The sequence below is a fragment of the Mesorhizobium sp. M0968 genome, assembly GCF_040319065.1.
Lineage (GTDB): Bacteria > Pseudomonadota > Alphaproteobacteria > Rhizobiales > Rhizobiaceae > Mesorhizobium.
Map to the genome: position 1 here is coordinate 256,309 of NZ_JAMYNL010000003.1, position 23,384 is coordinate 279,692.

Below are 23,384 nucleotides of genomic sequence, written 5' to 3' on the forward strand. Positions count from 1 at the left end.
AATGGGGAGAGTTACCTGACGATGAGAAGACTGACGGCCGCGTTAGCCTTTGCCTCGGTGTGCGCATTCGCATCGGCAGCACATGCCGACACTTACGAGATCGACGGCCAGCACGCCTGGATCACCTTCACCATAAAGCACGGCATCTACGGCATCGCGCATGGCCAGTTCGATGCGGTGAAGGGCGCCATCGTGATGGACAAGGCCGATCCATCGAAAAGCAGCGTCAAGGCCGAGATCGATGTCGGCTCGGTGCACACCGCCTATGACCAGCGCGACAGCGATTTGAAAGGCCCCGACTTCTTCAACGCCGCCGAATTCCCGGCGATCTCCTTCGAAAGCACCAAGGTAGAGAAGGTCAGCGACAAGACCGGCAAGGTCACCGGCAATCTCACCATCAGCGGTGTGTCCAAAGAGATCACCCTCGACGTGACGCTGATCAACGAGGCGCCGGCGCCGTGGGATGCGACGCTGACCAAGGCGGCGTTCAGCGCCACAGGCAAGGTCAGTACGGCCGACTTCCCGATGGCCAAGGCCGCGGCCGGCTTCGGCCTTGGCCCGGATGTCGACATCGTCATGGATTTGGAAGCGGTGAAAAAGTAATCCGGCGAGCGAGTGCCGCGCGCAAGGTCGCGCGGCACTTCATCGGACAGGGCGCAAAGTGCGCACTCAGTCAAAACAAAGTTCTCGCTCGGACAAGACGCAGATTGGCCGGTGCCGCATTATTCCCAGCGAAGATCGGCACATAGCCGGCGCGCTTACCAATCGGGATGGAACAATGCGATTTTCGGGAAAGACGGCTTTCATTACCGGCGGCGGCACCGGGATCGGCGCGGCGGTGGCCAGGCGCATGGCGGCCGACGGCGCCAAGGTGGTCCTGATGGGCCGGCGGCGCGAGCCGCTGGAAGCTGTGACCAAGGATATTGGCGGTCTGGTGGTGCAGGGCGATGCCGCCGATCCGAAGGCGGTGCGTGCGGCGCTTGCCGAAGTGCATGAAAAAATCGGACCGGTCGACATCCTCGTCGCCAATGCCGGCGGCCATGGTGTCGGCCCGACGATTTCGATGAGCGACGAAACCTGGAGCCTGGCGACGCGCACCAATCTCGACACCGCTTTCGTCTGCGCCCGCGAATGCCTGCCGGACCTGATCGCGCGGAAGGGCAACATCGTCGTCGTTGCCTCGATCGCCGGCCTGTTTGCCGGCCCGGACGCCGCCGGCTACGTCACCATGAAGCATGCCTGCATCGGCTTCGGCAAATCGCTGGCGCGCGACTATGGCCGCAAGGGCGTGCGCACCAACATCATCTGCCCGGGTTGGGTCTCGACCGACATGGCCGACGAACAGATGGCGGTGATCGTCGAGAAGCACGGACTTGGCTCGATCGACGATGCCTACCGGCTGGTGACCAGGGACGTCCCGCTCGGCCGGCCGGCGACACCGGAAGAGGTTTCCAACGTCGTCTGCTTCGTCGCTTCGAGCGAGGCGGCCATGATGAACGGTTCGATCCTGACCGTCGATGGCGGCGCCACCGTCGTCGACCTGCCGACATTAGCTTTTGTCGATTGATTGGGAGAGTGCGATGAACGACCAGAACAGGCCGGCGGACTGGAAGCATTTCGACGATTTCGCCGCCGGCATCGCCACCAACCGGCTGGCGACGACATCAGCGTTGCGCGGCCAGACCTTCAAGATCACGCTCGACACGGGGCGCACAATCGACCTTGCCTTCACGTCGCCCGACACGGTGGCGTGGAGCGAGGGCAGCGAGGCCGGCGCGGACTGGTACGAGGCGCTCGAAGTCGCCGCCAACGTGTTCTTCATCAACATGACTTTCGCCGCCCGGCCGACCGAGGATGAGGCCTACATCGTCAACACCAGCACGCGCCGCGTGCTGTCGGTGCGCGAACGGGTGCGTGAAGCAGGCGAAGCGCCCGGCGAGCCGCGCGTCGCGCAGACCTGGTCGGCCGGCGTGCTCGGGGATCCCAGCAACGCGCCGACCGGTATCAAGCCGGCGCCGACCCGGGACCTGATCGGGCTCACCGCGCACTACACATACAGCCCCAACCACGTCTACGAGCACATCTATCTGAGCTCCGAGCGCTATGCCTGGCAGAACCTCGTCGGCATCCAGCGTGGCCATGGCGACGTCGACCTGGCGACCACCTGGAAGTTTGCCGACAACCAATATGTGTTCGGCTTCCGCGAGTTCATCATCCCGGTCGCCTCGCTGTTCTTCTACAATTGGGACGTCATGCGCTCGACCGGGAAATTCCTCGGCGTGACCAGCCTGGGCAAGGTCGAGAACAAGCCGGCCGGCGCTCACATCGAGAAGAAATCCAGAACCGTCTACGACGAAGGCAAGGCGCCGGTCTGACCGCGCGGGAGAACGCGATGAACAAGAACTACGAAGCGATCAAGGCCCATTACGCCGGTTCCGATGCCAAGGACCTATCTGCGATGATGGCGCCAATCACCAGCCGCACCGCCTGGACCGAAATGGCGGGCTTCCCCTATGCCGGCACCTATGTCGGCCCCGACGCCATCATAGCGGGGGTCTTCAAGCGCATCGGCGAGGAGTGGGACGGCTACACGCTGAAGCTCGAAAGACTGGTCGACGGCGGCGCCACCATCGTCGGCATCGGCACCTATTCGGGCACCTACAGGAAGACCGGCAAGCAAATGTCGGCGCGCGTCGTCCATGTCTGGGAGATGGACGACGGTAAAGCCGTGAGTTTCGAGCAGTTCACCGATACCAGGCTGGTCGCGGCAGCGACGGTCTGAGGCATGCGGGCGGGCGCCGATGCGTCCGGCCGATGAAACAACCTGGGAGGATGCAATGGGAAACAATCTGAAGGCAATGCTGGCGGGCCTGGTGCTGTCGACCGCACTTGCGGCCGGCGGCACAGGGGTCGCGAATGCCGCCGGCGACGAGATCGTCATCGGCGCTCCGATCTCCTTGACCGGGCCGCTGGCCGGCGACGGCAAGGAGCAGAAATGGGCCTATGAGCAAGCGGTGGCCGACATCAACAAGGCCGGCGGCATCATGCTCAAGTCGGCCGGCAAGAAGCTGCCGGTGCGCCTCGTCGTCGCCGACGACGAAAGCTCGGAAGGCAAGGTCGCCTCGGCGCTGGAAAACCTCATCAAGGTGCAGAAGGTCGACGCGCTGCTATCGACCCATTCCGGGCCGATGAACATCGCCGGTGCCATCGTCGCCGAGAAATACAAGAAGTTCTACATGATCACGACGGCGTTCCCGTTCGAGTGGCAGCCGTTGAAGCTCAAATACTCGGCCCTCTTCTTCTTCCACCCGGGGCCGGGCGCCGAGGTGCCATTCGAGATCTGGAACAAGCTGCCGGCCAATGAGAAGCCGAAGAACCCGGCACTTGTCACCGAGGATTCGCCCGACGGCAAGGGCTTTGGCGGCGCCTTCGAGGCGGCGGCCAAGAAATATGGCTACTCTTTCGCGGTCGACGATCCCTGGGCGATCGGGGCCACCGACTATTCGGCGCTGATCACCAAGCTCAAGGCCGCCAATGTCGACGCCATGCTGGTGTTCGGCTCGCCGGCCGACACGGTGACGCTGCTGCGCCAGATGAAGGAGCTCGGCTTCTCCGTGCCTTATCTGCATGGCTGGAAGGGCACCTGGACGGGCGAGTTCCACGAAGCGCTCGGAGCGGATTCGGACTACATCATGACCGACGGTTTCTGGTCGTCGAGCTATCCCTATCGCGGCGCCAAGGAACTCGGCGATCGCTACGAGGCCGAATTCAAGAAGGACTCCGTCACAGTCGGCGCCTTCTACGCTAATGCGCAGGTGCTGGCGCAGGCGATCGAAAAGGCGGGAACCACCGATGCCGCCGCGCTGCATGACGCGGTCTTCAACCAGGAATTCAAGGACACCGTCGTCGGCGATCTCAAATTCGACCAGACCGGCTTTGCGCTGATCCCCAGCGTTGCCACGCAATGGTGGCAAGGCAAGCACCAGCTGATCTTCCCGAATGGCAACTGGACCTACAAGCCGGCGCCGGCCTGGGACAAGCGCTGAGCGGCGAGGGCACGGGCTCCGACGTTGCCGCCTGCCCTTCTCCCCGTCCTACTCGGGGAGAAGGCCGGCAGGGCGATGAGGGCGGCGCTGACCTCGATAGATTGCGCGGATAGCTTCCCCTCGAGAAACGGAAACACACGATGCAGCCTGACGAAACCTTGCTTCGCCTCGAGGCGATCCAGAAGCGGTTCGGCGGGCTTGTCGTGCTCAACAACATCGACATCGCCGTCGGAGCCAATGAGCTGATCGGGCTGATCGGTCCCTACGGCGCCGGCAAGTCGACACTGTTCAACGTAATTACCGCGCTCTACACCCCAACCCAGGGCCGTATCCGCTTCCGTGGCGAGGACATCACCGGCACGGCCCCGCATCGCATCTGCCGGCTCGGCATTGCCCGCACCTTCCAGCTGGTGCGCACGTTCCTGACCATGACGGCCTTCGAGAACATCATGGTCGGTGCCGTCTATGGCTCGGGCGGCCGCGTCAAGCATGCGACGGCAGCCGCCGAGGAGGCACTTGAACTGGTCGGGTTGACCGCCAAGCGCGATGTCCGCACCGCGCATATGACGTTGTCCGACCGGCGGCTGCTGGAGATCGCGCGAGCTGTTGCCTCCAGCCCGGGGCTGCTGTTGCTGGACGAACCGATGGCGGGGCTGAACCCGACCGAGATCCAGCGCACGGTCGATGTCATCCGCCGCGTGCGCACAGACAAGGGGGTCTCGATCCTGTGGGTAGAGCACAAGGTCGATGCCATCATGAAGGTATGCAGCCGGGTGATCGTGCTGGACCATGGCGAGAAGATCGCCGACGGCACGCCGCGCGAGATCGTCGCCAACCGCAAAGTGATAGAGGCCTATCTTGGCGAACCGGCTGCTTGACGTCACCAATCTGGAAGTCGCCTATGGCGACGTCGGAGCGCTGTGGGGCGTGTCGATCCACGTCGACGCCGGCAGCATCGTCGCCATTGTCGGCGCCAACGGCGCGGGCAAGACGACGCTGCTGAAGACCATCTCCGGTCTGCTGAAGCCGAAGCGCGGCGAGATCTTCCTCTCCGGCGCGCCGCTGGCCGGCAAGGCGCCGGAGGAGATCGCGGCGATGGGCATCGCGCATGTACCGGAAGGGCGCGGCCTGTTCCGGCAGATGACCGTGCTGGAAAACCTCGAGCTCGGCGCCTTCCAACCCAAGGTGCGGAAGCGCTTCAAGCAGTCGCTGGAGAAAGCCTACACGCTGTTTCCGCGGCTAAAGGAGCGGGCAGGGCAGAAGGCCGGTTCGCTCTCCGGCGGCGAGCAGCAGATGCTGGCGATCGCGCGCGCCACCATGTCGGACCCGTCGCTGCTCATCCTCGATGAGCCGTCGCTGGGGCTCAGCCCGATCGTGGTGCAGCAGATGTTCGCGCTGATCGAGACCTTGCACAAGCAGGGCGTCACCATCCTCCTGGTCGAGCAGAACATCCATCAGGCACTGAAGGTCGCCGACTATGCCTTCGTGCTGAAAACCGGCGAGCTTGCCATGCAAGGCACCGGTGCCGAGCTCATCGCCGATCCCGAAATCCAGAAGGCCTATATGGGCGTCTTGGAGGTGCAATGATGCAGAACATTCCGCCTCCGGAAATCCTGCTGCAGCTGTCGCTCAACGGCGCGCTGGGCGGCGCCATGTACGGCGTTGCGGCGGTGGGCCTCAGCCTCATCTTCGGCACCATGCGGCTGATCTTTCTGGCGCAGGGCGCGATGATCATCCTGTCCGCCTATTTCGTACGGGCGCTGTTCTACGGCGTCGGCATCGACCCTTTCGCGTCGCTGCTGATCGTCGTGCCCGTCGGGCTCGTCGTCGGCTGGCTGGTCTACCAAGGCCTGTTTCGCCGCGCGGCGGCAGCGGAGGACCGCAACATCTCACTCTTGATCGCGGTCGGTCTGATGTTCCTGATCCAGAACCTGATGACGGTTATCTGGGGCGGCAACACCGCGGCCATCGTCACCTCCTACACGGCGAGCGGCATCGAGATTTTGGGCGTGCGCACCTCCTTCACCCGCTCGATGGGCTTCGTGATTGCGCTCGCCGGTACCGGCCTGGTGGTGCTATTCCTGCGCAAGACATTGGTTGGTAAGGCGGTGCGCGCGGCCTCCGAGGACATGGAGGCGGCGACGCTGATGGGCATCAGCCCGCACCGCGTCAACGCCGTCGCCTTCGCGATCGGCATCGGACTCGCCGGAGCGGCCGGCGTCGCGGTGGCGACGACTTTCCCGTTCAACCCGTTCGCCGGCTTCATCTTCAGCCTCAAGGCGCTGGTGGCGCTGGCGCTGGGCGGGATCGGCAATGTCGCGGGCGCACTTGCCGGCGGCATCATCCTCGGCCTGATCGAAGCCTATGTGCAGTACTTCATCTCGGGCGGCTGGACCAACGCTATCGCCTACGGCGTGTTCCTGGCGGTGCTGATGTTCAAGCCGGAAGGCCTGTTCAGCCGGCCCTACAAGAAGGCTTGAGCGTCATGATGATGAAAGCCTTGCCGGAACAATTCTGGATTGGGATCGCAATTGCCGTGGTCGCTGCCCTCGCGCTGGTGCCGCTCCTGCCCGGCGCGATCGATTCTTATGCCTTCTCGTTCCTGTTCTTCGTTTTCATCTACGCCACTATGGCGCAAGGCTGGAACCTCGTTGCCGGCTTCGGCGGCCAGATCAGCCTCGGCAACCATGCCTTCTTCGGGCTCGGCGCCTACACCACCGCCATTCTGTGGAGCGGCAATTATCTCTGGGGCACGTTCTATGACGCCTATCCGCGGATCTACTATTTCGACCCGGTGACGATGATGCTGGGTGGGCTGGTCGCGGCCGTCGCCGCCATCATCATCGGCCTGCCGCTGCTGTCAAAGCTGCGCGGCGACTATTTCGCGCTCGGCACGCTCGGCTTCGGCGAGATCATCAAGGTGATGTTCATCAATGGCGGTGATTTCACCGGCGGCGCCTTCGGCGTCGTGGCGCCCGCCGGCACCTTCGATACGCTCTTGCCGCACTATCTGGTCGGGCTCGGCCTGATGGTGGGCACGGCGCTTGCCATCCGCTTGCTGATGCGCTCGCGCTACGGCCTGGCGCTGATCGCCGTGCGCGACGACGAGATGGCGGCTTCGGCCAACGGCATCGACACGCTGAGGGTCAAGGTCGCCGCCTTTGCTGGCAGCGCCTTCATCGCCGGCGTCGCCGGCAGCCTCTACACCTACTACATCTTCCATGTCGGCCCTGACTCCGTCTTCGACCTCGACTGGATGCTTTTGCCGCTGATGATGACGGTGGTCGGCGGCACCGGCACCCTGCTCGGCCCGATCCTCGGCGCCTTCGTCATGTACGCGGTGTTCGACCTGGCGCGCATCGTGGTGCCGGATTACCACCCGGTGATTTCGGGGCTGACCATCATCTTGGCGATGCTGTTCTTGCCGAAGGGGCTGATGCGGAGTTTTGCGGGCAGGGCGCGGACGGCTTGAGGTCTGGGTACAGCCCCTGTTGAAGCGTCAGCGCTGCAAGTCGGGAGTGAGAGCCCTCGAAAAATTATGAAAGGTGAGGATACAATGTGCCTCATATGGGCGCAAAACAATTTGCTGTATCCGATAAAGGTACGGCTAACAGCACCTTCCTAATGCACCACCATACGCACTCGCTCCCGCAAATCTCTCGGCGCCACGTCATACTTGCTTCTGAACGCCCGCGAAAAATGTGCGCTCGAATTGAACCCGCAGGCAAACGCGATTTCCGAGATGGAGGCTGAGGCGCGGGCGGGCGACAGCAGCTCCTCCTTGCTGCGCTCCAGCCGTCTATCCCACACGAACCGCTCCAGTGTGGTGCCTTCGCCTTCGAAGGCGCGGTGCAGATAGCGGCGGGAGCAGCCCATGTGGCGGGCTATGTCCTCGGCCGACAGGTTTGAGCGCGCCAGGTTGGCGTCGATATAGGCGACGATGCGTTCGCGCAGCGCTTCCAGCGGCGAGCGGTGGAAGTCCGGCGCCGTCGGCTTTGCCTGGATCAGTCCGTTGACGAGTTGTATCAAGCTTTCTCCGACACGGCGGCAGCCGGCCTCGTCGAGCTTGTGCGCGGTGCCGATCGCCATCTGCATCAGACCGGAAACGATATGGGTGAGGCTGTCGTCGTTGCCGGGCAACGGCACCGGCGCCGAGAGCCGCGCCAGCGTCCCGTCGCCGAAGGTAGAGCGCGGCACCTGCAGGATGAGCTGGTCGACATCCGACAAGTTTTGCAGCGAATAGCTGCGCATTGGATCATAGATGATCGCAGCGCGTGGGCCGAGATCGACCGCGACCTCCTGCTGCTCGAAGCGGCTGTGACCGCTGAGCTGCATCAGGATCTTGATCGCGTCGGGATCGAAGCTGCGCCAGAAGGTACGGTCGCTGACGACCAGATGCGACTTGGCCTTGATCTCGGAGAGCCGGCAGGAGCCGAGATGCACGGAAACGAGCTTCGGCAGCGACGGCGCCTCGCCGCGTGAGAAACGCTGGGTGATCGGGCCGAACAGCATCCGCGACGCAGATAGGAAAGCCTCGCCGTCGGCGACGCTCACGTGGTGGGCGATCATAGTCTCCTCCACATTCTCGTTGTTCCCGTCTTGTCGCGGGATTGTGACGCAGCGGCAGCGCCACGTCATCCTTAACATGATAAGCATCTTTGCCGCAACGGCGGAGGTGCTTCACGCCGCGCCGGACGAAGTCGGCCGGCATCCTGGTGTCCGCGTTACTGAAGGGCCCCATGCCGCTGCCGTGCGGAAAGGCCCGATCTTGCGGTCGAGCCGTTTCAAAGGCCGGTACCCGGTCGCCGTCGGCGAGATAGCCGTGCACGTCGGCGCGATAGCCGGTCCGCTCGGTGGCCAAGCACTGGAAGACACATTCATCAGGGCGTCCATGCCGGCACAGGGAAGGCGTTCCGCCTCGGTCTATTCGACTTCGGACGCGCGAGCACGGCGAGCAGATCGCCGCCGTTCTCCTCGGAGGACCCTTCATAGGTCCTCCGGATCAGATCGAATTGGCGCTCATCTCAGCCCCACTTCATCTCGCCCTTCGCGACCTTCGAGCCGATGTCGAGGGCGACGCCCATGCCGAGGCCTGGGAAGCGGGCCTCCATCGCGCTCTTCAGCGCCGCGGCGTCCGCGGCCTTGGCGAGTTCCTGCTCGAAGGCCAGAAGATAGGTCTTGGTGTATTCGACAGCGGAGATGTCGACCGGCGACTCAGGCGTCATGTGCCCCGGCACGACGACGGTCGGTTTGCGCGCTGCGATCTTGTCGAGATTGGCAATCCAGACCGCGCGTGATTCCCTGGTCGGGGTGTCGGCGGTCCAAACATGAACGCCGGCGAAGACCAGGACGCCGCCAAACACCGCGTTCAGCGAGGGCGCCCAGAGATAGCGGCGATTAGCGAGGCCCTCGGCGGCGACGAACTCCACCGTCTCACCATCCACAGTCAGTGACGGACCGTCAAACGCATCGGGCAGGACGATGTCGGCCAGCGTCTGCGGACCGTTCTCCTTCAGTTGGGGTCCCCATACATCGAGCTTCTTCTTGACCGACGCCTTGATCGCGGCAACCGTGTCCGAGGCGGCGACGACCTTGGCCTCGGGGAATGCCTCACGCACCGGCTTCAGGCCGAAATAGTAGTCCGGGTCCGACTGGCTGACATAGATCGTGGTCAGTTTCTTGCCGCTGGCCTTGATCTCTCCGGCCAGCGCGCGGCCGTCCGGATAGGTGAAGCCGCCGTCGATCAGCAGCGCCTCGGTGGCACCGGAAAGCAGGACGGGGGCGCGGAAAAAACCGTTTGGGCCGGCCGGGAAATGCTTCCAGGCAAGTCCGGTTCCAGCCGCACGGCCGATATCGTCAGGGGCGAAGACGGCAGCGGCGCTGATGGCAAATGTGGTTTTCATGACTTGTCTCCTCGTAAGCATGTGGGTGTCCTCTCGGATTGGATGGCGCTGAAGAAATCGGGGTGCGCGCGATATTGAGATCGAGTCGGCCGGGTCCAGCCGCCGGATAAATTCAGGAAGCTCAGATAGGGCCGAGTGATCGTGGTGTGGACGATACCGTTCTCGCAGTCCCCGACATGGACCCACGGTCGTCCCGGCAACCTCGGTCCAGACCATGAACACCCCTGGCCGAACTTCCAGCGCCCGGTCGCGGACGGCCTCCGCCTTGGCGAACTTGGCCGCCTCCGGAGGCAAGCGCATGAAGGTGCCTCGGCATCGAACTGCAGATGGAAGGCGAGGTCGCCGAAGCGAGCCTCGTAGACGTGGCCCATTGCGGGAAAAGCCTCGATCGTCACTCTGCTTTTCCTCCTGCGCGGACCCGGTTGCCCGACGCACAGAAGGATGGACCGTTTCGATTGGACGATAAATATCGATGAATTGGATTCAATGTGAGGTATAAGCGCACAATCGGAGCAGGCGAGCATGGAAGCGATCAACCTCAACAGACTGGCGTACTTCGCGGCCGTGGTGGACATGGGCTCGTTCACTCGCGCGGCCGATCGGCTAGGCGTCAACAAGACAGTCGTCAGCCAACAGGTTGCGCGGCTTGAAGCGGAATTGAAGACAAGCCTGCTGCTGCGCACGACGCGCAGGGTCGAGCCGACCGAGGCAGGCCGGCAGCTTCACGCGCGATGCGTGATGATCCTGAGCGAGGCAGAAGAGGCCTTCGCCGAACTTGCCCAGACCAATGCTCAGCCGTTGGGCGTACTGCGGATCACCGCGTCCAACGATTACGGCGCGATCACCGTCGCGCCACTGGCAGCCGAGTTCTGTCGAATCTATCCGGCATGCCGGGTCGATCTCATCCTCTCGGACGCCAGGATGGATCTGGTCGCCAACCAGATCGACCTCTCGATTCGCGTAGGTTGGCTTACCGACTCCAGCCTGCAGGCGCGCCGGATCAGCTCATTCCGGCAATTTCTGGTCGCCGCGCCCGACATAGCCGGAGACTTGTCCCCGAGCGAGCCCGAGGAACTGTCCGGCCTCCCCTTTGTCGCGAATGTCGCGCTGAAGGAGCCGCTGGTGTGGCGGTTTACCCGGGGGGATCATGAACTGCGGACAGTCCGCATGAAGCCCGGCATGACGATCAACAGCACCCCGGCCGTGCTGGAGGCAACCCTAGCGGGCGCCGGTATGTCGATCCTTCCCGATTTTCTTGTCGGCGATCATATGGCGGCTGGCCGGCTGGTGCCGATTCTGCCTGCCTGGACGCTGCCTACCGGCGGCATCCACGCCGTGTATCCGGCCGGCCGGTTCCGCCCGCCCAAGGTTGCACGGTTCGTCGAGATGCTTTCTCAGAACGGCAGGCAGCGGCCTCGAAACCTCTTCCGCAACGGCTGATGTCTGCTCGCGGGCGTCGTCTCGCCACCGTGTACAGCGAAGTCGCCCCGAGTTCCTCTTTCGAGAAAGTCCGTCCAACGCCCTGAGCGTGTTCCGACCAGCCGGTCGAACCGATCGGAAACTGATCTTTGGGCAGCAGAAATCTGACCGCCGGCTATATGAGCCGCTCGCGGCATTGCGCGAGCGTCTTCGCTCTGCGGATATCCGGGCGGAGGGCAGCCGCTCGTTCCGCCCGATTTTGCGAGATTATGGCGCAAGGGCATGCCCGATGCATCCGTCGCGGAGATGCAAGGCTAAGGTTCGCCGGTGAGACGCGCCGTGATCAACCGTGCTGCCTTGATTGCTGCCCTGCCCTGTGTGGCTGCGGTCGCGTCGTCGACGCGTGAGACGGGCGAAGCCACCGCCAAGGTGCCGATCGGCTGGCCGTCAGCGCCGAGGATCGCCGCGGCGATGCTGTGCACGCCTTCCTCATAGCCCTGTGCGCTGCGAGAGTAACCGCGCGTGGCGGCAAGCCGTATCGCCTCCACAACCTTGTCCGGCCGCGTCACCGTATGCCGGGTGAACACCTGCAGCGGCTTTTTGAAATAGGCGCCGACCACATCCGGGCTTGAAGCGGCCAGGAAGGCGACGCCGGACGCTGTGCCGTGCAGCGGCAGCACCTGGCCAACATCGACATTGACGCGGTTGGCCTTGGTGGAAAGCTCAACATGGACGGTCAGCAGCGCCCCGGCGCTGAATTCCGACAGATGCACGGTCTCGCCGGTTTCAAGCGAAAGCTCTCGCACCACAGGCGCCGCGACGCGGACGAAGGGGAAATGTGCGTCGCGAATGCGGGCCAGCCGCGACAGGCCGGCGCCCAGCCGGTAGCGGCGACTCTTCGGCTCCTGCTCGATCAGCCGGTGGTTGGAAAGCGCTACCAGCAGGCGCCTTACGGTGGCTTTGTCGAGACCGGCCTTGCGGGCGAGGTCGGAGAGGCCGATCTCCGGTTCGCCGAGCGTGAACAGCTCCAGCAACGAAACCGCCTTGCCGACTGTGCTCATTATCGATTCTCCGAGATACTTCGCATGTGAATTAACTTGACAGCAGCCGACCGACCTTGCAGTCTATAACATACAAAATGCTGGTTCAAATAGTGAACCAGATTGGAACGCGCGCGCGCCCCAAAATAATCGCGCAGCAGGGAGAGTTAAGCGCTGTGATGGCTGCCAGCAGAAGCGATTCGCATTCAACGACCATTGGTGAGCTGCTCGACCGCGAGCAGGCGCGCTTCAGTGACACGCATCCGCGCTCAGCGGCGGCCTGGGAAGAGGGCAAGCAGCGTTTCCTCTATGGCGGACCCTCGCACTGGATGCGGCGCTGGGCCGGCGGCTTCCCGGTTTATGCCGCGTCGGCCAGCGGCGCCCATATAAGAGACATCGACGGTCACGACTATGTCGACTTCGCCCTTGGCGACACTGGCGGCATGTGCGGCCACGCGCCGGAGGCGGTGACTTGCGCCGCACTGCGCCAGTTGCAGAACGGCACAACGATGATGCTGCCCACGGAGGACAGCCTGTGGGTTGGCACTGAGCTGCATCGTCGCTTCGGACTGCCCTATTGGACGCTGACCACCTCGGCCACCGACGCCAATCGCGGCGCCATCCGCATCGCCCGCATGATCACCGGCCGCGACAAGGTGCTGGTTTTCTCCGGCTGCTATCACGGCGGCGTCGAGGAAGCGCATGTCGAGATCCGCGACGGCCGTGTCGGCCTGCGCAACATGATCCATCCCAACGGTGTCGACCATTCGGCCGTATCGAGGGTGGTCGAGTTCAACGATGTCGCTGCGCTCGAAACGGCACTCTCGGCTGGCGACGTCGCCTGCATGCTGACCGAGCCGCTGATGACCAATTTCGGCATGATCCCGGTCGCCGACGGCTTTCATGACGCCCTGCGCGAGATCACCCGCCGCACCGGCACGGTCTTGATCATTGACGAGACGCATACGATCTCCAGCGGACCCGGCGGTTATTCGTCCGAGCATGGGCTGGAGCCGGACATTCTGGTCGCCGGGAAGGCCATCGCCGGCGGCATTCCGGCCGGCATCTTCGGCGTCTCGCAGGCGATCGCCGAGCGGTTGTGGGCCATCGTGCCGATGGTCAATCCGCGCGTGCGCCAGTCGGCGCATCTCGGCATCGGCGGCACGCTGGCCGGCAACGCACTCACCGTAGCCACGATGCGCGCTGTGCTGGAAGAGGTGCTCACGCCCGCCAACTTCGAAATCATGATCGGCAGAGCCTCGCGGCTGGCGGAGATGGCACGTGGCATCATAAACGCCAATAAGTTGCCGTGGCATGTGACGCAGATCGGCGCCCGCGCCGAGATCATGTTCATGCCCGATCCGCCGCGGAACGGCGCCGACGTCATCGCCGGCCGGCGCGGAGATCTCGAGACGCTGCTGCACGCCTTCTACATGAACGAGGGCATATTGGTGACGCCCTTCCACACCATGTTCCTGATGTGTCCGGCGACGACCGAGGCCGATGTCGACCGCCACGCCGAGGTCTTCACCCGTTTCATAGATCTTGTGCGTGGCGCCGGAGTCGTCTGAGCGATGGCGAAACCATTCGATCTCAGCGGCAAGGTGGCGCTGGTGACCGGCGGCGGACGCGGCATCGGTGCTGCGATCGTCACCCGCTTCGCCGAGGCCGGTGCTAGTGTCGTCATCGCCAATCGAACGTTCGATATGGCAAAAGCGCTGGCCGCCGAATTGTCCGCCCGCAAGCTGGATGTGCGTGCGGTTCCGCTTGCTGGGCTCGACCGCGCCAGGCTGCACGCACTGGTCGGCGACATTGTACGTCAGGCGAGCCGGCTCGACATCGTCGTCCACAATGCCGGCGGCTGTCCCTGGGCCTCGATTGAGGATCTTGACGAGGACAAGCTCGATGAAGCGCTGGCGCTTAACCTCAAGCCTTGCTTCTGGCTGGCGCAGGCAGCAGTTCCGGTGATGCGCAAGAACGGCTTCGGCCGCATCCTTGTCACCTCTTCAGTGTCGGCGCGCTTGGCGATGGCCGGCGGCGCGCATTACTCGGCCGCCAAGGCCGGCGTCAACGCCTTCATTCGGGGTGCCGCCTTCGAATTCGCGCGCGACGGCATTACCGTCAACGGTGTCGAGCCGGGCTTCATAACCAAGCCGGGTAGGGGCACGATGAGCGCGCCGGAAGTCGCCGGGCGCCTCGGCCAACACATACCCGTTGGCCATCTCGGCGAGGCGGACGACATTGCCTATGCCATGCTCTATCTCGCCTCGGAGCAGGCCAAATACACTACCGGCCAGACGATCGTCGTCGACGGCGGCTCAACGTTGCCGGAAACCGGCTTCGCCGTCGAGCGCCATTGGGGGCTGACATGAGCCGATGCCTCGAAGGCCGCAAGGCGCTGATCACCGGTGCTGCCACCGGAATGGGCCGCGCCACTGCCGAATTGTTCGGCCGGCACGGCGCCGAAGTCATCGCCTTCGGCCTCGGCGGTGAGGGACTGGACGGCGCCGTCAAGGCGAGCGGCGGTGCCGCCGTGCTCGGCGACATCACCAGCGCAGGCGATGTCGCACGTGCTATCGACGCCTGCGGCGGGTGTCTTGATATCGTCGTAAACGCCGCCGGAGTGATGATCCTCGACGAGCCGGAGAGCCTGAGCGATGAGACCTGGGCGCGCAGCTTTGCGGTCAATGTGACGGGCGCCATGATGGTCTGCCGCGCCGCACTGCCGCTCATGAAAAAGCACGGCGGCGCGATCGTCAACATCGCCTCCGTCGGCGCCTTCAACGCCAGCGGCCAAAATGCCGCCTATTCGGCCAGCAAGGCAGCACTCGTCTCCTACACCCGCTCGCTCGCCTTTGCACATGGCCCCGACGGCATCCGCGCCAACGCGTTGGCGCCTGGCTGGGTGCGGACGCCGATGAGCGTCTACGAAATGGAAGTGGCGGCAGCGGCCAACGGCTCGACGCCCGACGAGGAGTTCACCGCGCTCACCGGCCGTATTGCGCTCAGGCGTGTCGCCGAACCGTCTGAGATCGCCAACTGCTGTCTGTTCCTGGCTTCCGATGCCGCCTCCTTCGTCACCGGTGCTGTGCTCGTCGCCGACGGCGGCGGCCGTGCACCAACGCAAAACAGGGCAGTGTGATGCGACCTGACCAGTGAGGCTTGTCACAGGCGAATGGCCAGGATACCGGCGCTCTGATAAGCGGCGCCACTTGTCTCACGCTGCTGCCTCTACCGACATTCAGATAGGGAAGACCGCGTTGATTTGCCCCGCCGCGCTTTTGGCTGCAATTCAGGCAGCCACGATGGCGCCAACGGTCGAACAGGCCAGGACTTGCTTTACACCCGCGTTCATAAACACCCAGAACGCGCGGCGATGGCAGGAATGGTCGATATGGTCGCGCGGATTGCCGTGCGAATACATGCACAACGCGCGTTTCGCTTTGCCTTCCGCGGTAATCGAGGCATCTGAACAGAAAGCATATCCGACAATATTGCCGCGGACTGCCTTCCGGACGCCCACATAGGTGAACAAGTACGCTCCCGTGGTGAACCCGACCCAAAGCGCTTCTCCCACTGGCGAAGAGACTGCACCATCAAGGTCCGGTGTCAAACACCCAGTTTCGAACCGGCTCTCAGGCCGCCTGCTGCCTGAGCCGCATGTTCTCGCGGTACAGGCTGATGTGGTCCTTGAAAATACCGCCGACATAATCCTGGAAGGTCGGCAGCGTCGCGATGTCGATGGCGGCGCCCTTGGCAAACCAGGCGATGATCTCGTCGGATTCCGTCATATACTGTCCCGGCGTTAGCTCGACAGTTGGAAAGCCGACCTTGGGCAGGTGCGCGGCGAGCTTCTCTGTGATCTGGCACTTCTCTTTGCTGCCCTGTTCGACCAGCCGGATGTCGACCTGGTCGAGCAGTCTCGCCTCAAGCAGGAACACGCGAACCTTCATGCAGAACGGGCAGCCATGGAGCAGGTAGACGATGGGCTTGAACACGGTATTGGTCATGGCAAATGCCTTTTGCCGGATGCACTGCGGGTTGGCCGTGGGGCGGCTATGCGCGCTCGAATATGCCGCCGCATGACCCCGTTCGGCCGCCGGCGTTGCAAGCGCACCGGCAGGCCGATATTCAGACATGCGGAATGATCAAGCCAAAACAGCGATTTCCGCTGCGAAGTCGCGATAGGAGCGCAGCGGGCGACCCAGCATGCCGGTCAATCGATCAACATCCCCTGCCTCAGGGACCATGCCAACCACAAGGAAGCGCTCGGCCATGAGACGCATGTCGAGCGCCATCCAGCTCGGTGCGTAATTTCGGAGGTTTTGCTCGAACCCAGCGGTATCGTCGCCGCCATAGTGGATCGTCCGCCCAAGAACATTCGACCAGATGGCGGCGACATCGGCACCGGTCAGCGTGTCGGGACCAACGACATTGATCCGCTTGAGAGGAAGCGGCTCGCTTGCCTGCTCACGGCGAACCAGCTCGATGGCTGCGATCTCACCGAGATCGCGCGCGTCGACCATCGCGATGCCTTTGTCACCGATCGGCATCGGATAGACACCGTGACCGAGGACCACGTCCTTCACCGAATAGTCGTTGTTGATGAAGTATGCAGGCCGCAGGATGGTGGCGTTGAAGCCCAGCTGCTCCAGCATGCGTTCGACACTGAACTTACCGGCGAAATGCGGCACGTTCACGTAGATGTCGCTGTGAAGCACGGACAGATAGACGATCCGCTTGATCCCGGCCTCATGGGCCAGATTGAGGGCGATCAGCGCCTGGGTAAACTCGTCGGGCACCACGGCGTTGAGCAAGAACAGGGTGGACACGCCCGAGAAGGCCGTGCGCAGCGCATCGACGTCAAGCAGATCGCCTTCGGCGAGGGCAACGGCGGCTGGTAAATTGGCCTTCGAGGGATCGCGGACGAGCGCGCGCACATTAGCGCCGCGCTTGATGAGCTGATCGACGACATTGCGGCCGACGGTTCCGGTTGCACCGGTGACGAGGATAGTCATGTGGTCACTCCTGCTTTTATCAGATCGTTAGCGCTATTTAGGAGTCCACAAACGCACCGGAAGCTGCCATTTGTAGACACCCTGTCTCACTGGTGGAACACATGGACCTGCTCGCCCTAGCCGACTTCAATCTGGTTGCACGTCATGGTGGATTCGGGCGAGCCGCGCGCGCCACAGGGCGCCCCAAGGCGACGCTCTCGCGGCGCGCCGCAGAACTGGAGAATAGCTTGGGCCTACGCTTGTTCGAGCGCGGGGCGCGTACCCTGAAGCTCACGCAGGAGGGAAAGGACCTGCATGAGCGAACCAGTCGCTTGCTGACGGAAGTGGAGGAGACGGCCGCAGCGATTGCGTCGGGAGACCGGGAACCGCGTGGAAATTTGCGGATCAGTGCACCGTTGCTCTTCTCTCAACTTGCGATGGGTAAGCTGGCGGCAGGCTTCTCGCTCAAATATCCCGACGTTATCCTTGAAGTCACGACCGAAGACCGTGCAGTCGACATGGTCGAAGAAGGGTATGACCTGGCCATTCGCGTCAATCCGCGTTCCGATGAAAGCCTGGTGGGACGGGTCTTCATGCGTGATCGGCTTGTGATCGTGGCGAGCCCGCAAGTGGCGAGACCGCGAGACGGAGACGCCGCTCCCGCTGTCGTGCGGAGCTCGGACAGAGGACTCTCGTTGTGGAATATCAAACCGGACACGGGGCCGACGACGATCGCGTTCACCCCGGTGCTCAGCCTGTCGTCGATCATCATGGTTCGCGATGCGGTCGTCATGGGCGTGGGTGCGGCACGGTTGCCGGTATCGCTCGTGAGTCATGATCTGGCCGCCGGCACGTTGGTGCATTGGGGGGACGTGGATGGTCCCGATACGGCACTGTGGACGCTCTACCCGTCGCGGCGCCTGTTGAATGCCCGCGTTTCCGCCTTTCTCGACCATCTGAGAGGAGCGTTCCCAAAAGGAACTCCCGACGAATTGGCAGCGTTCATTCGGATTTGAAGCCGCCACGGTTACCTTCTGTCGGCCAACGCCATCACCCACGTCGCGGGCCAGCTTGATCCAATAACGCAAGCGACGACCGCCAGAAGGTGGCTGCTGCAGTCCGATGAACTACAGCAGCCGACGCATCAGCCCGCAAGCCGCGGATAGTCCGTGTAGCCGGCCGCGCCACCGCCATAGAAGGTGGATGGATCGGGCTCGTTGACGGGCGCGCCCAACCGCAGACGCTCGACGAAGTCGGGATTGGCCAAAGCCCAACGGCCGATCGAGGTCATGTCTGCCTGGCCCGAGACGATGTCCTGGTCCAGGGCTTCGCGTGTGCGGCCAAGCCGCAGCACCATCAGGGTCGTGGGCCACGCACGGCGGATGTCGGCGAGGAACTCGTCGCCCCCGCCATACATCAGATGGAGATAGGCCAGCTTCAGTGGTGCCAGCGCGGCGACCAGTTCGCGATAGAGCGCAGGACTCTCCGGACCTTCATCAAGCCCGCCCAAAGGCAGGCCTGGCGAAAGGCGGATAGCGGTGCGATCGGCGCCGATCTCATCGGCGACAGCCTGCGCCACTTCGACGGCGAACCGAATGCGGTTAGCGATCGGCCCGCCATAGGCGTCGGTCCGGTGATTGGCGTTCGGCGCAAAGAACTGATGGACGATATAGCCGTTGGCGCCGTGAATCTCGACGCCGTCGGCGCCGGCATCGATAGCCAGCCGCGCGGCCCGCCGGAAGTCCTGCACCGTGGCGGCGACTTCCTCGGTCGTCAGCGCGCGCGGCTCGGGGATGGGCTGCATGCCGCTCGCAGTGAACATCTGCTCACCGGGCGCGACGGCCGATGGGGCGACGGGCTGACGGTGATGCGGCGTGTTGTCCGGGTGCGACATGCGGCCGACATGCATGAGCTGCAGGAAGATCTTCGCGCCTTTTGCGTGAACCGCATCGGTGACCTTGCGCCAGCCGGCGACATGTTCGGGTGCGTGGATCCCCGGCGTCGCGAAATAGCCCTGGCCATCGGCCGAGGGTTGCACACCCTCGGTTATCAGCAGGCCAAGGGAGGCGCGCTGGGCGTAGTATTCAGCGGCGTGCTCGCCCGGTACGCCGTTGAACTCGGCACGGCTGCGAGTCATCGGGGCCAAGGCCAGGCGGTGGGGCAGGTCCATTTGGCCCACGCGGACCGGACTCCAGATAGTCGTCATGATAAACTCCTTGAAAGTTGAAAACTTGGTGATCAGCGGGTGAAATCAGCGACGATCTTGCCGGGTGCGTGGCCGGTGCGATTGCGCTCGATTGCGGAAGCCAAATCATCGAAGCCCACCACGTCGGCGATCGTCGATCGCAGGGCGCCGACGGCGACCTGCTGGGCGATCGCGGTCAGGCGCGCGGTGTCGGGCTTGTTCGATAAGAAGACGCCGCGGCGGCCTGGCGGCGTGCGCGATGCGAGGTCTGTGGCGGCGATGCTTACGAGAAGGCCATCGGGCGACAGGAGCGCCCAGGAGCGGTCCACGACCTCACCGCCGACGAGGTCGACGACGAAATCGACGTCGCGCGCAAGCAGCTCGAAGTTCTGCTGCCGATAGTCGATCACTTCGTCCGCGCCGAGGGCCAGGACATGCGGCAGGCTCATGGTCGAGGCGGTGGCATAGACGGTCGCTCCGGCCGCCTTGGCGAACTGGACGGCAAAGCCGCCCACGCCTCCGGCCGCGCCATGGATCAGCACCCGCCGTCCGGAGAGGTCGAAATCCGCGGCCTGAATGACATGCCAGGCTGTCATCGCCGCGACCGGAATGGCCGCCGCCTCCACGTCGGACAGTGATGCCGGCGTCAGGACGAGCTTTTCGGCGTTGATGACCAGATGGTCGGTGTAGGCTCCGACGCCACCGAGGGCGGCCATAACCCGATCCCTGGGCTTCACGCCTATGACGCCGCGGCCGGTCCGAAGAACGACGCCGGCCATTTCGATGCCAAGCGTCGCGGGCAGGGTCAGCTTGAAGCGCTCGCGGAGGTAGCCTTCACGGATTTTCCAGTCGATGCCGTTTACCGCGGCGGCCTTGACCGACACCAAGACCTCGCCCCAACCTGGCTCGGGCGCGGATACGCTATCGACTGTCAGGGATTCGGGGCCGCCATAGGCTTGAAGACGTAAGGCTCGGCCGGGGGCAAGAGGTTCGAATGTGGAAGCGCCGCGCTTGAGATCAGCGAATTGGATCATGTGGTTCTCCTTCTCGGCAGAAGGTATGCATTCGAAATCCGCGCCATAAGTCATCGAAATGAGACGGTCCGTCTCGCTGGAGAGACATTTGATAGACCTTCCGAGTGCATATTTGTCGCCTCGTCCGTCCGGCGCTTCTCAGAGCGGCCAGTCGGAAAAGCGGTCGAGCTGAGGCGACCCTGTCGCGACGCGTGATCGGGCTTGAGGAAAGCCTGGGCGTGGGACTATTCGAACGAGGTGACCAAGCTGCTATTCAAGGTCGGTCAGAGACAGTGTCGGGCCGCTGGCTTGGCCGCGTCGAGTTCAGATAGGATCGAGGCGCGCCGATAACCTCGTCAATCCGGGCTTCGCGCAGAGTATCGATCGACGCAGGCGGCCGAGGGAGACTGCTCGTGACGCGGGTTATGGCGCCATTGTCCGTCCTTTCGGAAGGATACTTGGCCCGTCGTGTTTTGGGCCGCAAGCGGTCTGCCAGCTCCTGGCGTCCAATAGGCCGTCGGGCGCCCGTCCTCAGCCGGCGTGATATTCGAGCATGATGTCGATCAGCGCTCTGACTTTGCGTGGCGGGAAGTCGCCGGGAGGACGCACCACATAAAGCCCTGCCGCGACCACCGTGTGGTCGGCAAGCAGGGGGATGAGCGCACTGGAGGCAATGTGGGGCTCGATCAGGAAATCCGGCAGAGCCGCCACGCCGAGTCCGGCCAGCGCCGCCGAAAGGAGCGCTTCGCCGTTATCCGCCTTGAAACGACCGTGAGGATGGACCGCGATCGTTTTGCCTCCCTCGACGAACCGCCATGCTTCGGTCCCCTGCAACAGGCACTCGTGATCCGCCAGTTGGCCAAGCGTTTGCGGTGCCCCATGCCCGGCGATATAGGCGGGGCTGGCGACAAGCATCCCGGATATGGGCCGAATGCGTCTGGCGATCAGGCTCGAGTCAGGCAGAAATCCCGCCCTGATTCCCGCGTCGAAGCCCTCGGAAATCAGATCCACGAAACGATCGCTGTAGGCTGCATGAACATGCAGCAAGGGATGGCGTCGAGCGAGTTCGGCAAGAACCGGAGCGACAAGCCTCGGCCCGCCAGACAGGGGCGCGGCGATACGCAGAAGCCCGCGCACCGCGCCATCGGGTGCTAGCGCATCCTGTGCCGCCTCGAACTCGCCGAGGATGCGAGTGGCGTGGTCGCGGAACGTCGCGCCGGCCTCCGTCAAGGCGGCGCCGCGAGTCGTGCGAGAGAGCAACTGGCTTCCGAGCGTTTCCTCCAGCCGAGCCAGTCGGCGGCTGACGACGGATTTTGCGACGCCCAGCCGCCGCGCGGCAGGCGATATGCCTCGCCCCTCCGCGATTTCCACGAAAGTCCTGACGTCCTCAATCTCCATCGTGTTCCGCTTTCAGCAACAATCAATCGCAAAACCGGAGGCTACCTTAAGCCGACAAGGAACGCCATCCTTCGTGGGTCAGTTCATCCGGCATAGCCGTGCCGGACCAACCCCATGGAGAAATAGATGAGCGTGCAAGACGTGTGGAAATACGAAGAATCTGCGCTGGTGCTGATCGACTACCAGCCGGAAATGTTCAGCCAGATCCGATCCGAAACGCCGGCCAACCTGGTCGAGCTCAACGTGCGGCTACTAATCAGGGCTGCACGGGCTTTCGACATGCCCATTATTCTCTCGACGGTCGGTGCAAACATGGGTGTCAACGGCCCCACGGTTCCGGCGATCCTCGCCGAACTGCCCGGCATCGAAGTGATCGATCGCTCGACAATGAACTCGTGGGAAGATCCGGCCTTTCGCGCCGCGGTCGAGAAGACCGGCCGCAAACGGCTGATCATCGGCGCCCTCTGGACCGAGATCTGCCTTGCCTTCCCGGTCATCGATGCGCTCAAGGACGGCCATGACGTGGCTTTCCCGGTCGACGCCGTCGGCGGTCGGTCGCAGCTTGCCCACAGCACGGCGATCCAGCGGCTCACTCATGCCGGGGCGGTCCCCAGTACGGCCTTGGCCGTCGTTACCGAACTCTTCCGCGACTGGGCGGGGCCGGTGGCCGACAAGGCCCGCGCGCTGGTGTACTGGTATTACGAGGAGCTTGCGAAGCTGCAGGATCCGGCCGCAAAGGCCGCCTGAAGCGCCAGGCCGAGCACGGTTGGAGCGGCGGGGAAGCCTCTGACAGGGCCGATTTTTCCCGCCTGTTCCACCAGCAGCACCGACGAGCCCCGCATGGTCGGCTCTCCCGCCGCCAATTTCCCTATTTTCGAAAAGGACGATCAAAATGAAAACTCAAACCGGCGCCGTTCGCGGCCCCATCAATCGTTGGAGCCTGGCGCTGTGGGTCGCACAGGCGCTCCTGGCTCTCCTCTATCTGGCAGCCGGTGGCGCGAAACTGACACAGCCCATCGACGCGCTCGCCGCGAGCATGAGCTTCGTCACCCATGTACCGGAAGCCGTCACACGGCTGATCGGCACTCTCGAAGTGCTGGGCGCTGTCGGTCTCATCCTGCCGGCCGCGACGCGGATCAAGCCCTGGCTGACGCCGCTGGCGGCTGTCGGGCTTTCACTCGTACAGGTGGGGGCGGTAATCACGCATGCGCTGCTCGGCGAGACGGCGAAGATGCTGCCCATCAACCTGACGCTGCTCTTCCTGTCCCTGTTCATTGCTTGGGCCCGACTGCGGAAAGCGAGAATCCCGGCTCGCTGAGCATGGCGAGCCAGAAGAAGGGTGGGCCGGCCTAGCGCTTGCGGATCACGACGCACCCTTTGACG

At 63.7% G+C, this 23,384-nt stretch carries 26 protein-coding genes; 17 read left to right on the forward strand and 9 right to left on the reverse strand.

The window, feature by feature from the left end:
• Window positions 1–21: 21 nt before the first annotated feature.
• From NKH67_RS06700 to NKH67_RS06740, 9 genes are all read left to right on the forward strand, one after another.
• Window positions 22–603: a YceI family protein gene (locus tag NKH67_RS06700; RefSeq protein WP_352469652.1), complete on the forward strand. Its 582-nt coding sequence runs from the start codon at window positions 22–24 to the stop codon at window positions 601–603.
• A 175-nt stretch (window positions 604–778) separates the two neighbouring features.
• A complete protein-coding gene (locus NKH67_RS06705) occupies window positions 779–1,567 on the forward strand; it encodes an SDR family NAD(P)-dependent oxidoreductase (protein ID WP_352469653.1) in 789 nt (262 codons plus the stop codon).
• Window positions 1,568–1,580: 13 nt separating this feature from the next.
• Window positions 1,581–2,375 carry a MoaF C-terminal domain-containing protein gene (locus NKH67_RS06710; RefSeq protein ID WP_352469654.1) on the forward strand — a complete coding sequence of 265 codons (795 nt, stop codon included), beginning with the start codon at window positions 1,581–1,583 and terminating at the stop codon, window positions 2,373–2,375.
• 17 nt (window positions 2,376–2,392) lie between these two features.
• The gene (locus NKH67_RS06715) at window positions 2,393–2,782 is read left to right on the forward strand and encodes a nuclear transport factor 2 family protein (protein ID WP_352469655.1); all 390 of its coding nucleotides are present in this window, start codon (window positions 2,393–2,395) and stop codon (window positions 2,780–2,782) included.
• A gap of 55 nt (window positions 2,783–2,837) precedes the next feature.
• Window positions 2,838–4,046 (forward strand): amino acid ABC transporter substrate-binding protein, encoded by a 1,209-nt coding sequence (locus tag NKH67_RS06720; RefSeq protein WP_352469657.1) that lies wholly within the window; start codon window positions 2,838–2,840, stop codon window positions 4,044–4,046.
• A 140-nt stretch (window positions 4,047–4,186) separates the two neighbouring features.
• Window positions 4,187–4,924 carry an ABC transporter ATP-binding protein gene (locus NKH67_RS06725; protein WP_353030428.1) on the forward strand — a complete coding sequence of 246 codons (738 nt, stop codon included), beginning with the start codon at window positions 4,187–4,189 and terminating at the stop codon, window positions 4,922–4,924.
• Window positions 4,905–5,633, forward strand: a complete 729-nt coding sequence (locus NKH67_RS06730) for an ABC transporter ATP-binding protein (protein ID WP_502893727.1) — start codon at window positions 4,905–4,907, stop codon at window positions 5,631–5,633. The genes NKH67_RS06725 and NKH67_RS06730 overlap by 20 nt, the downstream gene beginning before the upstream one ends.
• Window positions 5,630–6,526 carry a branched-chain amino acid ABC transporter permease gene (locus NKH67_RS06735; protein ID WP_352469658.1) on the forward strand — a complete coding sequence of 299 codons (897 nt, stop codon included), beginning with the start codon at window positions 5,630–5,632 and terminating at the stop codon, window positions 6,524–6,526. Before NKH67_RS06730 ends, NKH67_RS06735 begins: the two co-directional genes overlap by 4 nt.
• A gap of 5 nt (window positions 6,527–6,531) precedes the next feature.
• On the forward strand, window positions 6,532–7,518 hold the full coding sequence (locus NKH67_RS06740; RefSeq protein ID WP_352469659.1) for a branched-chain amino acid ABC transporter permease: 987 nt from the start codon (window positions 6,532–6,534) through the stop codon (window positions 7,516–7,518).
• A gap of 149 nt (window positions 7,519–7,667) precedes the next feature.
• Here the strand turns inward: NKH67_RS06740 and NKH67_RS06745 are convergent, their stop codons facing one another.
• A complete protein-coding gene (locus tag NKH67_RS06745; RefSeq protein WP_352469660.1) occupies window positions 7,668–8,615 on the reverse strand; it encodes a helix-turn-helix domain-containing protein in 948 nt (315 codons plus the stop codon).
• A 455-nt stretch (window positions 8,616–9,070) separates the two neighbouring features.
• On the reverse strand, window positions 9,071–9,970 hold the full coding sequence (locus tag NKH67_RS06750; RefSeq protein ID WP_352469661.1) for an MBL fold metallo-hydrolase: 900 nt from the start codon (window positions 9,968–9,970) through the stop codon (window positions 9,071–9,073).
• Between the two features lie 501 nt (window positions 9,971–10,471).
• Here NKH67_RS06750 and NKH67_RS06755 point away from each other — a divergent pair.
• A complete protein-coding gene (locus tag NKH67_RS06755; protein ID WP_352469662.1) occupies window positions 10,472–11,389 on the forward strand; it encodes a LysR family transcriptional regulator in 918 nt (305 codons plus the stop codon).
• A gap of 293 nt (window positions 11,390–11,682) precedes the next feature.
• Here the strand turns inward: NKH67_RS06755 and NKH67_RS06760 are convergent, their stop codons facing one another.
• On the reverse strand, window positions 11,683–12,429 hold the full coding sequence (locus tag NKH67_RS06760; protein WP_352469664.1) for an IclR family transcriptional regulator: 747 nt from the start codon (window positions 12,427–12,429) through the stop codon (window positions 11,683–11,685).
• A 158-nt stretch (window positions 12,430–12,587) separates the two neighbouring features.
• Here NKH67_RS06760 and NKH67_RS06765 point away from each other — a divergent pair, with 158 nt between their 5' ends.
• From NKH67_RS06765 to NKH67_RS06775, 3 genes are read left to right on the forward strand one after another with little or no spacing between them, the layout of a single operon-like run.
• Window positions 12,588–13,979 (forward strand): transaminase, encoded by a 1,392-nt coding sequence (locus NKH67_RS06765; protein WP_352503134.1) that lies wholly within the window; start codon window positions 12,588–12,590, stop codon window positions 13,977–13,979.
• Window positions 13,980–13,982: 3 nt separating this feature from the next.
• Window positions 13,983–14,780 carry an SDR family oxidoreductase gene (locus NKH67_RS06770; protein ID WP_352469666.1) on the forward strand — a complete coding sequence of 266 codons (798 nt, stop codon included), beginning with the start codon at window positions 13,983–13,985 and terminating at the stop codon, window positions 14,778–14,780.
• Entirely contained in the window at window positions 14,777–15,550 is a 774-nt protein-coding gene (locus NKH67_RS06775; RefSeq protein WP_352469667.1) for an SDR family NAD(P)-dependent oxidoreductase, read from the forward strand. Before NKH67_RS06770 ends, NKH67_RS06775 begins: the two co-directional genes overlap by 4 nt.
• A gap of 150 nt (window positions 15,551–15,700) precedes the next feature.
• Here NKH67_RS06775 and NKH67_RS06780 read toward each other — a convergent pair whose 3' ends face one another.
• From NKH67_RS06780 to NKH67_RS06790, 3 genes are all read right to left on the reverse strand, one after another.
• Complete coding sequence (locus NKH67_RS06780) at window positions 15,701–15,943, reverse strand: hypothetical protein (protein ID WP_352469668.1); 243 nt, start codon at window positions 15,941–15,943, stop codon at window positions 15,701–15,703.
• A gap of 100 nt (window positions 15,944–16,043) precedes the next feature.
• Window positions 16,044–16,418 carry a glutathione S-transferase N-terminal domain-containing protein gene (locus NKH67_RS06785; RefSeq protein ID WP_352469669.1) on the reverse strand — a complete coding sequence of 125 codons (375 nt, stop codon included), beginning with the start codon at window positions 16,416–16,418 and terminating at the stop codon, window positions 16,044–16,046.
• Window positions 16,419–16,556: 138 nt separating this feature from the next.
• Window positions 16,557–17,426, reverse strand: coding sequence for an NmrA/HSCARG family protein (locus NKH67_RS06790; protein WP_352469670.1), 870 nt, complete (start codon window positions 17,424–17,426; stop codon window positions 16,557–16,559).
• Window positions 17,427–17,527: 101 nt separating this feature from the next.
• Between NKH67_RS06790 and NKH67_RS06795 the strand changes: the two genes are divergently transcribed.
• The gene (locus NKH67_RS06795; protein ID WP_352469671.1) at window positions 17,528–18,421 is read left to right on the forward strand and encodes a LysR family transcriptional regulator; all 894 of its coding nucleotides are present in this window, start codon (window positions 17,528–17,530) and stop codon (window positions 18,419–18,421) included.
• Window positions 18,422–18,549: 128 nt separating this feature from the next.
• On the opposite strand, the gene NKH67_RS06800 is transcribed toward NKH67_RS06795, so the two are convergent.
• Window positions 18,550–19,611: an alkene reductase gene (locus NKH67_RS06800; protein WP_352469672.1), complete on the reverse strand. Its 1,062-nt coding sequence runs from the start codon at window positions 19,609–19,611 to the stop codon at window positions 18,550–18,552.
• Window positions 19,612–19,643: 32 nt separating this feature from the next.
• A complete protein-coding gene (locus NKH67_RS06805; protein ID WP_352469673.1) occupies window positions 19,644–20,474 on the reverse strand; it encodes an NADP-dependent oxidoreductase in 831 nt (276 codons plus the stop codon).
• Window positions 20,475–20,728: 254 nt separating this feature from the next.
• Between NKH67_RS06805 and NKH67_RS06810 the strand changes: the two genes are divergently transcribed.
• A complete protein-coding gene (locus tag NKH67_RS06810) occupies window positions 20,729–20,935 on the forward strand; it encodes a helix-turn-helix domain-containing protein (RefSeq protein WP_352469674.1) in 207 nt (68 codons plus the stop codon).
• 199 nt (window positions 20,936–21,134) lie between these two features.
• Here NKH67_RS06810 and NKH67_RS06815 read toward each other — a convergent pair whose 3' ends face one another.
• Entirely contained in the window at window positions 21,135–22,001 is an 867-nt protein-coding gene (locus NKH67_RS06815) for a LysR family transcriptional regulator (protein ID WP_352469675.1), read from the reverse strand.
• A 126-nt stretch (window positions 22,002–22,127) separates the two neighbouring features.
• On the opposite strand from NKH67_RS06815, the gene NKH67_RS06820 reads away from it, so the two are divergent.
• The gene (locus tag NKH67_RS06820; protein WP_352469676.1) at window positions 22,128–22,748 is read left to right on the forward strand and encodes an isochorismatase family protein; all 621 of its coding nucleotides are present in this window, start codon (window positions 22,128–22,130) and stop codon (window positions 22,746–22,748) included.
• 145 nt (window positions 22,749–22,893) lie between these two features.
• A complete protein-coding gene (locus NKH67_RS06825; protein WP_352469677.1) occupies window positions 22,894–23,319 on the forward strand; it encodes a DoxX family protein in 426 nt (141 codons plus the stop codon).
• Window positions 23,320–23,384 lie beyond the last annotated feature (65 nt).

Bases quoted from the DNA above. Each gene is read 5' to 3' on its own strand.
- NKH67_RS06755 (WP_352469662.1), top strand. From the start codon at position 10,472: ATGGAAGCGATCAACCTCAACAGACTGGCGTACTTCGCGGCCGTGGTG.
- NKH67_RS06790 (WP_352469670.1), bottom strand. From the start codon at position 17,426: ATGACTATCCTCGTCACCGGTGCAACCGGAACCGTCGGCCGCAATGTC.
- NKH67_RS06735 (WP_352469658.1), top strand. From the start codon at position 5,630: ATGATGCAGAACATTCCGCCTCCGGAAATCCTGCTGCAGCTGTCGCTC.
- NKH67_RS06710 (WP_352469654.1), top strand. From the start codon at position 1,581: ATGAACGACCAGAACAGGCCGGCGGACTGGAAGCATTTCGACGATTTC.
- NKH67_RS06760 (WP_352469664.1), bottom strand. From the start codon at position 12,429: ATGAGCACAGTCGGCAAGGCGGTTTCGTTGCTGGAGCTGTTCACGCTC.
- NKH67_RS06725 (WP_353030428.1), top strand. From the start codon at position 4,187: ATGCAGCCTGACGAAACCTTGCTTCGCCTCGAGGCGATCCAGAAGCGG.
- NKH67_RS06705 (WP_352469653.1), top strand. From the start codon at position 779: ATGCGATTTTCGGGAAAGACGGCTTTCATTACCGGCGGCGGCACCGGG.
- NKH67_RS06720 (WP_352469657.1), top strand. From the start codon at position 2,838: ATGGGAAACAATCTGAAGGCAATGCTGGCGGGCCTGGTGCTGTCGACC.
- NKH67_RS06795 (WP_352469671.1), top strand. From the start codon at position 17,528: ATGGACCTGCTCGCCCTAGCCGACTTCAATCTGGTTGCACGTCATGGT.
- NKH67_RS06745 (WP_352469660.1), bottom strand. From the start codon at position 8,615: ATGATCGCCCACCACGTGAGCGTCGCCGACGGCGAGGCTTTCCTATCT.
- NKH67_RS06800 (WP_352469672.1), bottom strand. From the start codon at position 19,611: ATGACGACTATCTGGAGTCCGGTCCGCGTGGGCCAAATGGACCTGCCC.
- NKH67_RS06815 (WP_352469675.1), bottom strand. From the start codon at position 22,001: ATGGAGATTGAGGACGTCAGGACTTTCGTGGAAATCGCGGAGGGGCGA.
- NKH67_RS06700 (WP_352469652.1), top strand. From the start codon at position 22: ATGAGAAGACTGACGGCCGCGTTAGCCTTTGCCTCGGTGTGCGCATTC.
- NKH67_RS06820 (WP_352469676.1), top strand. From the start codon at position 22,128: ATGAGCGTGCAAGACGTGTGGAAATACGAAGAATCTGCGCTGGTGCTG.
- NKH67_RS06770 (WP_352469666.1), top strand. From the start codon at position 13,983: ATGGCGAAACCATTCGATCTCAGCGGCAAGGTGGCGCTGGTGACCGGC.
- NKH67_RS06765 (WP_352503134.1), top strand. From the start codon at position 12,588: ATGGCTGCCAGCAGAAGCGATTCGCATTCAACGACCATTGGTGAGCTG.
- NKH67_RS06715 (WP_352469655.1), top strand. From the start codon at position 2,393: ATGAACAAGAACTACGAAGCGATCAAGGCCCATTACGCCGGTTCCGAT.
- NKH67_RS06785 (WP_352469669.1), bottom strand. From the start codon at position 16,418: ATGACCAATACCGTGTTCAAGCCCATCGTCTACCTGCTCCATGGCTGC.
- NKH67_RS06750 (WP_352469661.1), bottom strand. From the start codon at position 9,970: ATGCTTACGAGGAGACAAGTCATGAAAACCACATTTGCCATCAGCGCC.
- NKH67_RS06775 (WP_352469667.1), top strand. From the start codon at position 14,777: ATGAGCCGATGCCTCGAAGGCCGCAAGGCGCTGATCACCGGTGCTGCC.
- NKH67_RS06740 (WP_352469659.1), top strand. From the start codon at position 6,532: ATGATGATGAAAGCCTTGCCGGAACAATTCTGGATTGGGATCGCAATT.
- NKH67_RS06825 (WP_352469677.1), top strand. From the start codon at position 22,894: ATGAAAACTCAAACCGGCGCCGTTCGCGGCCCCATCAATCGTTGGAGC.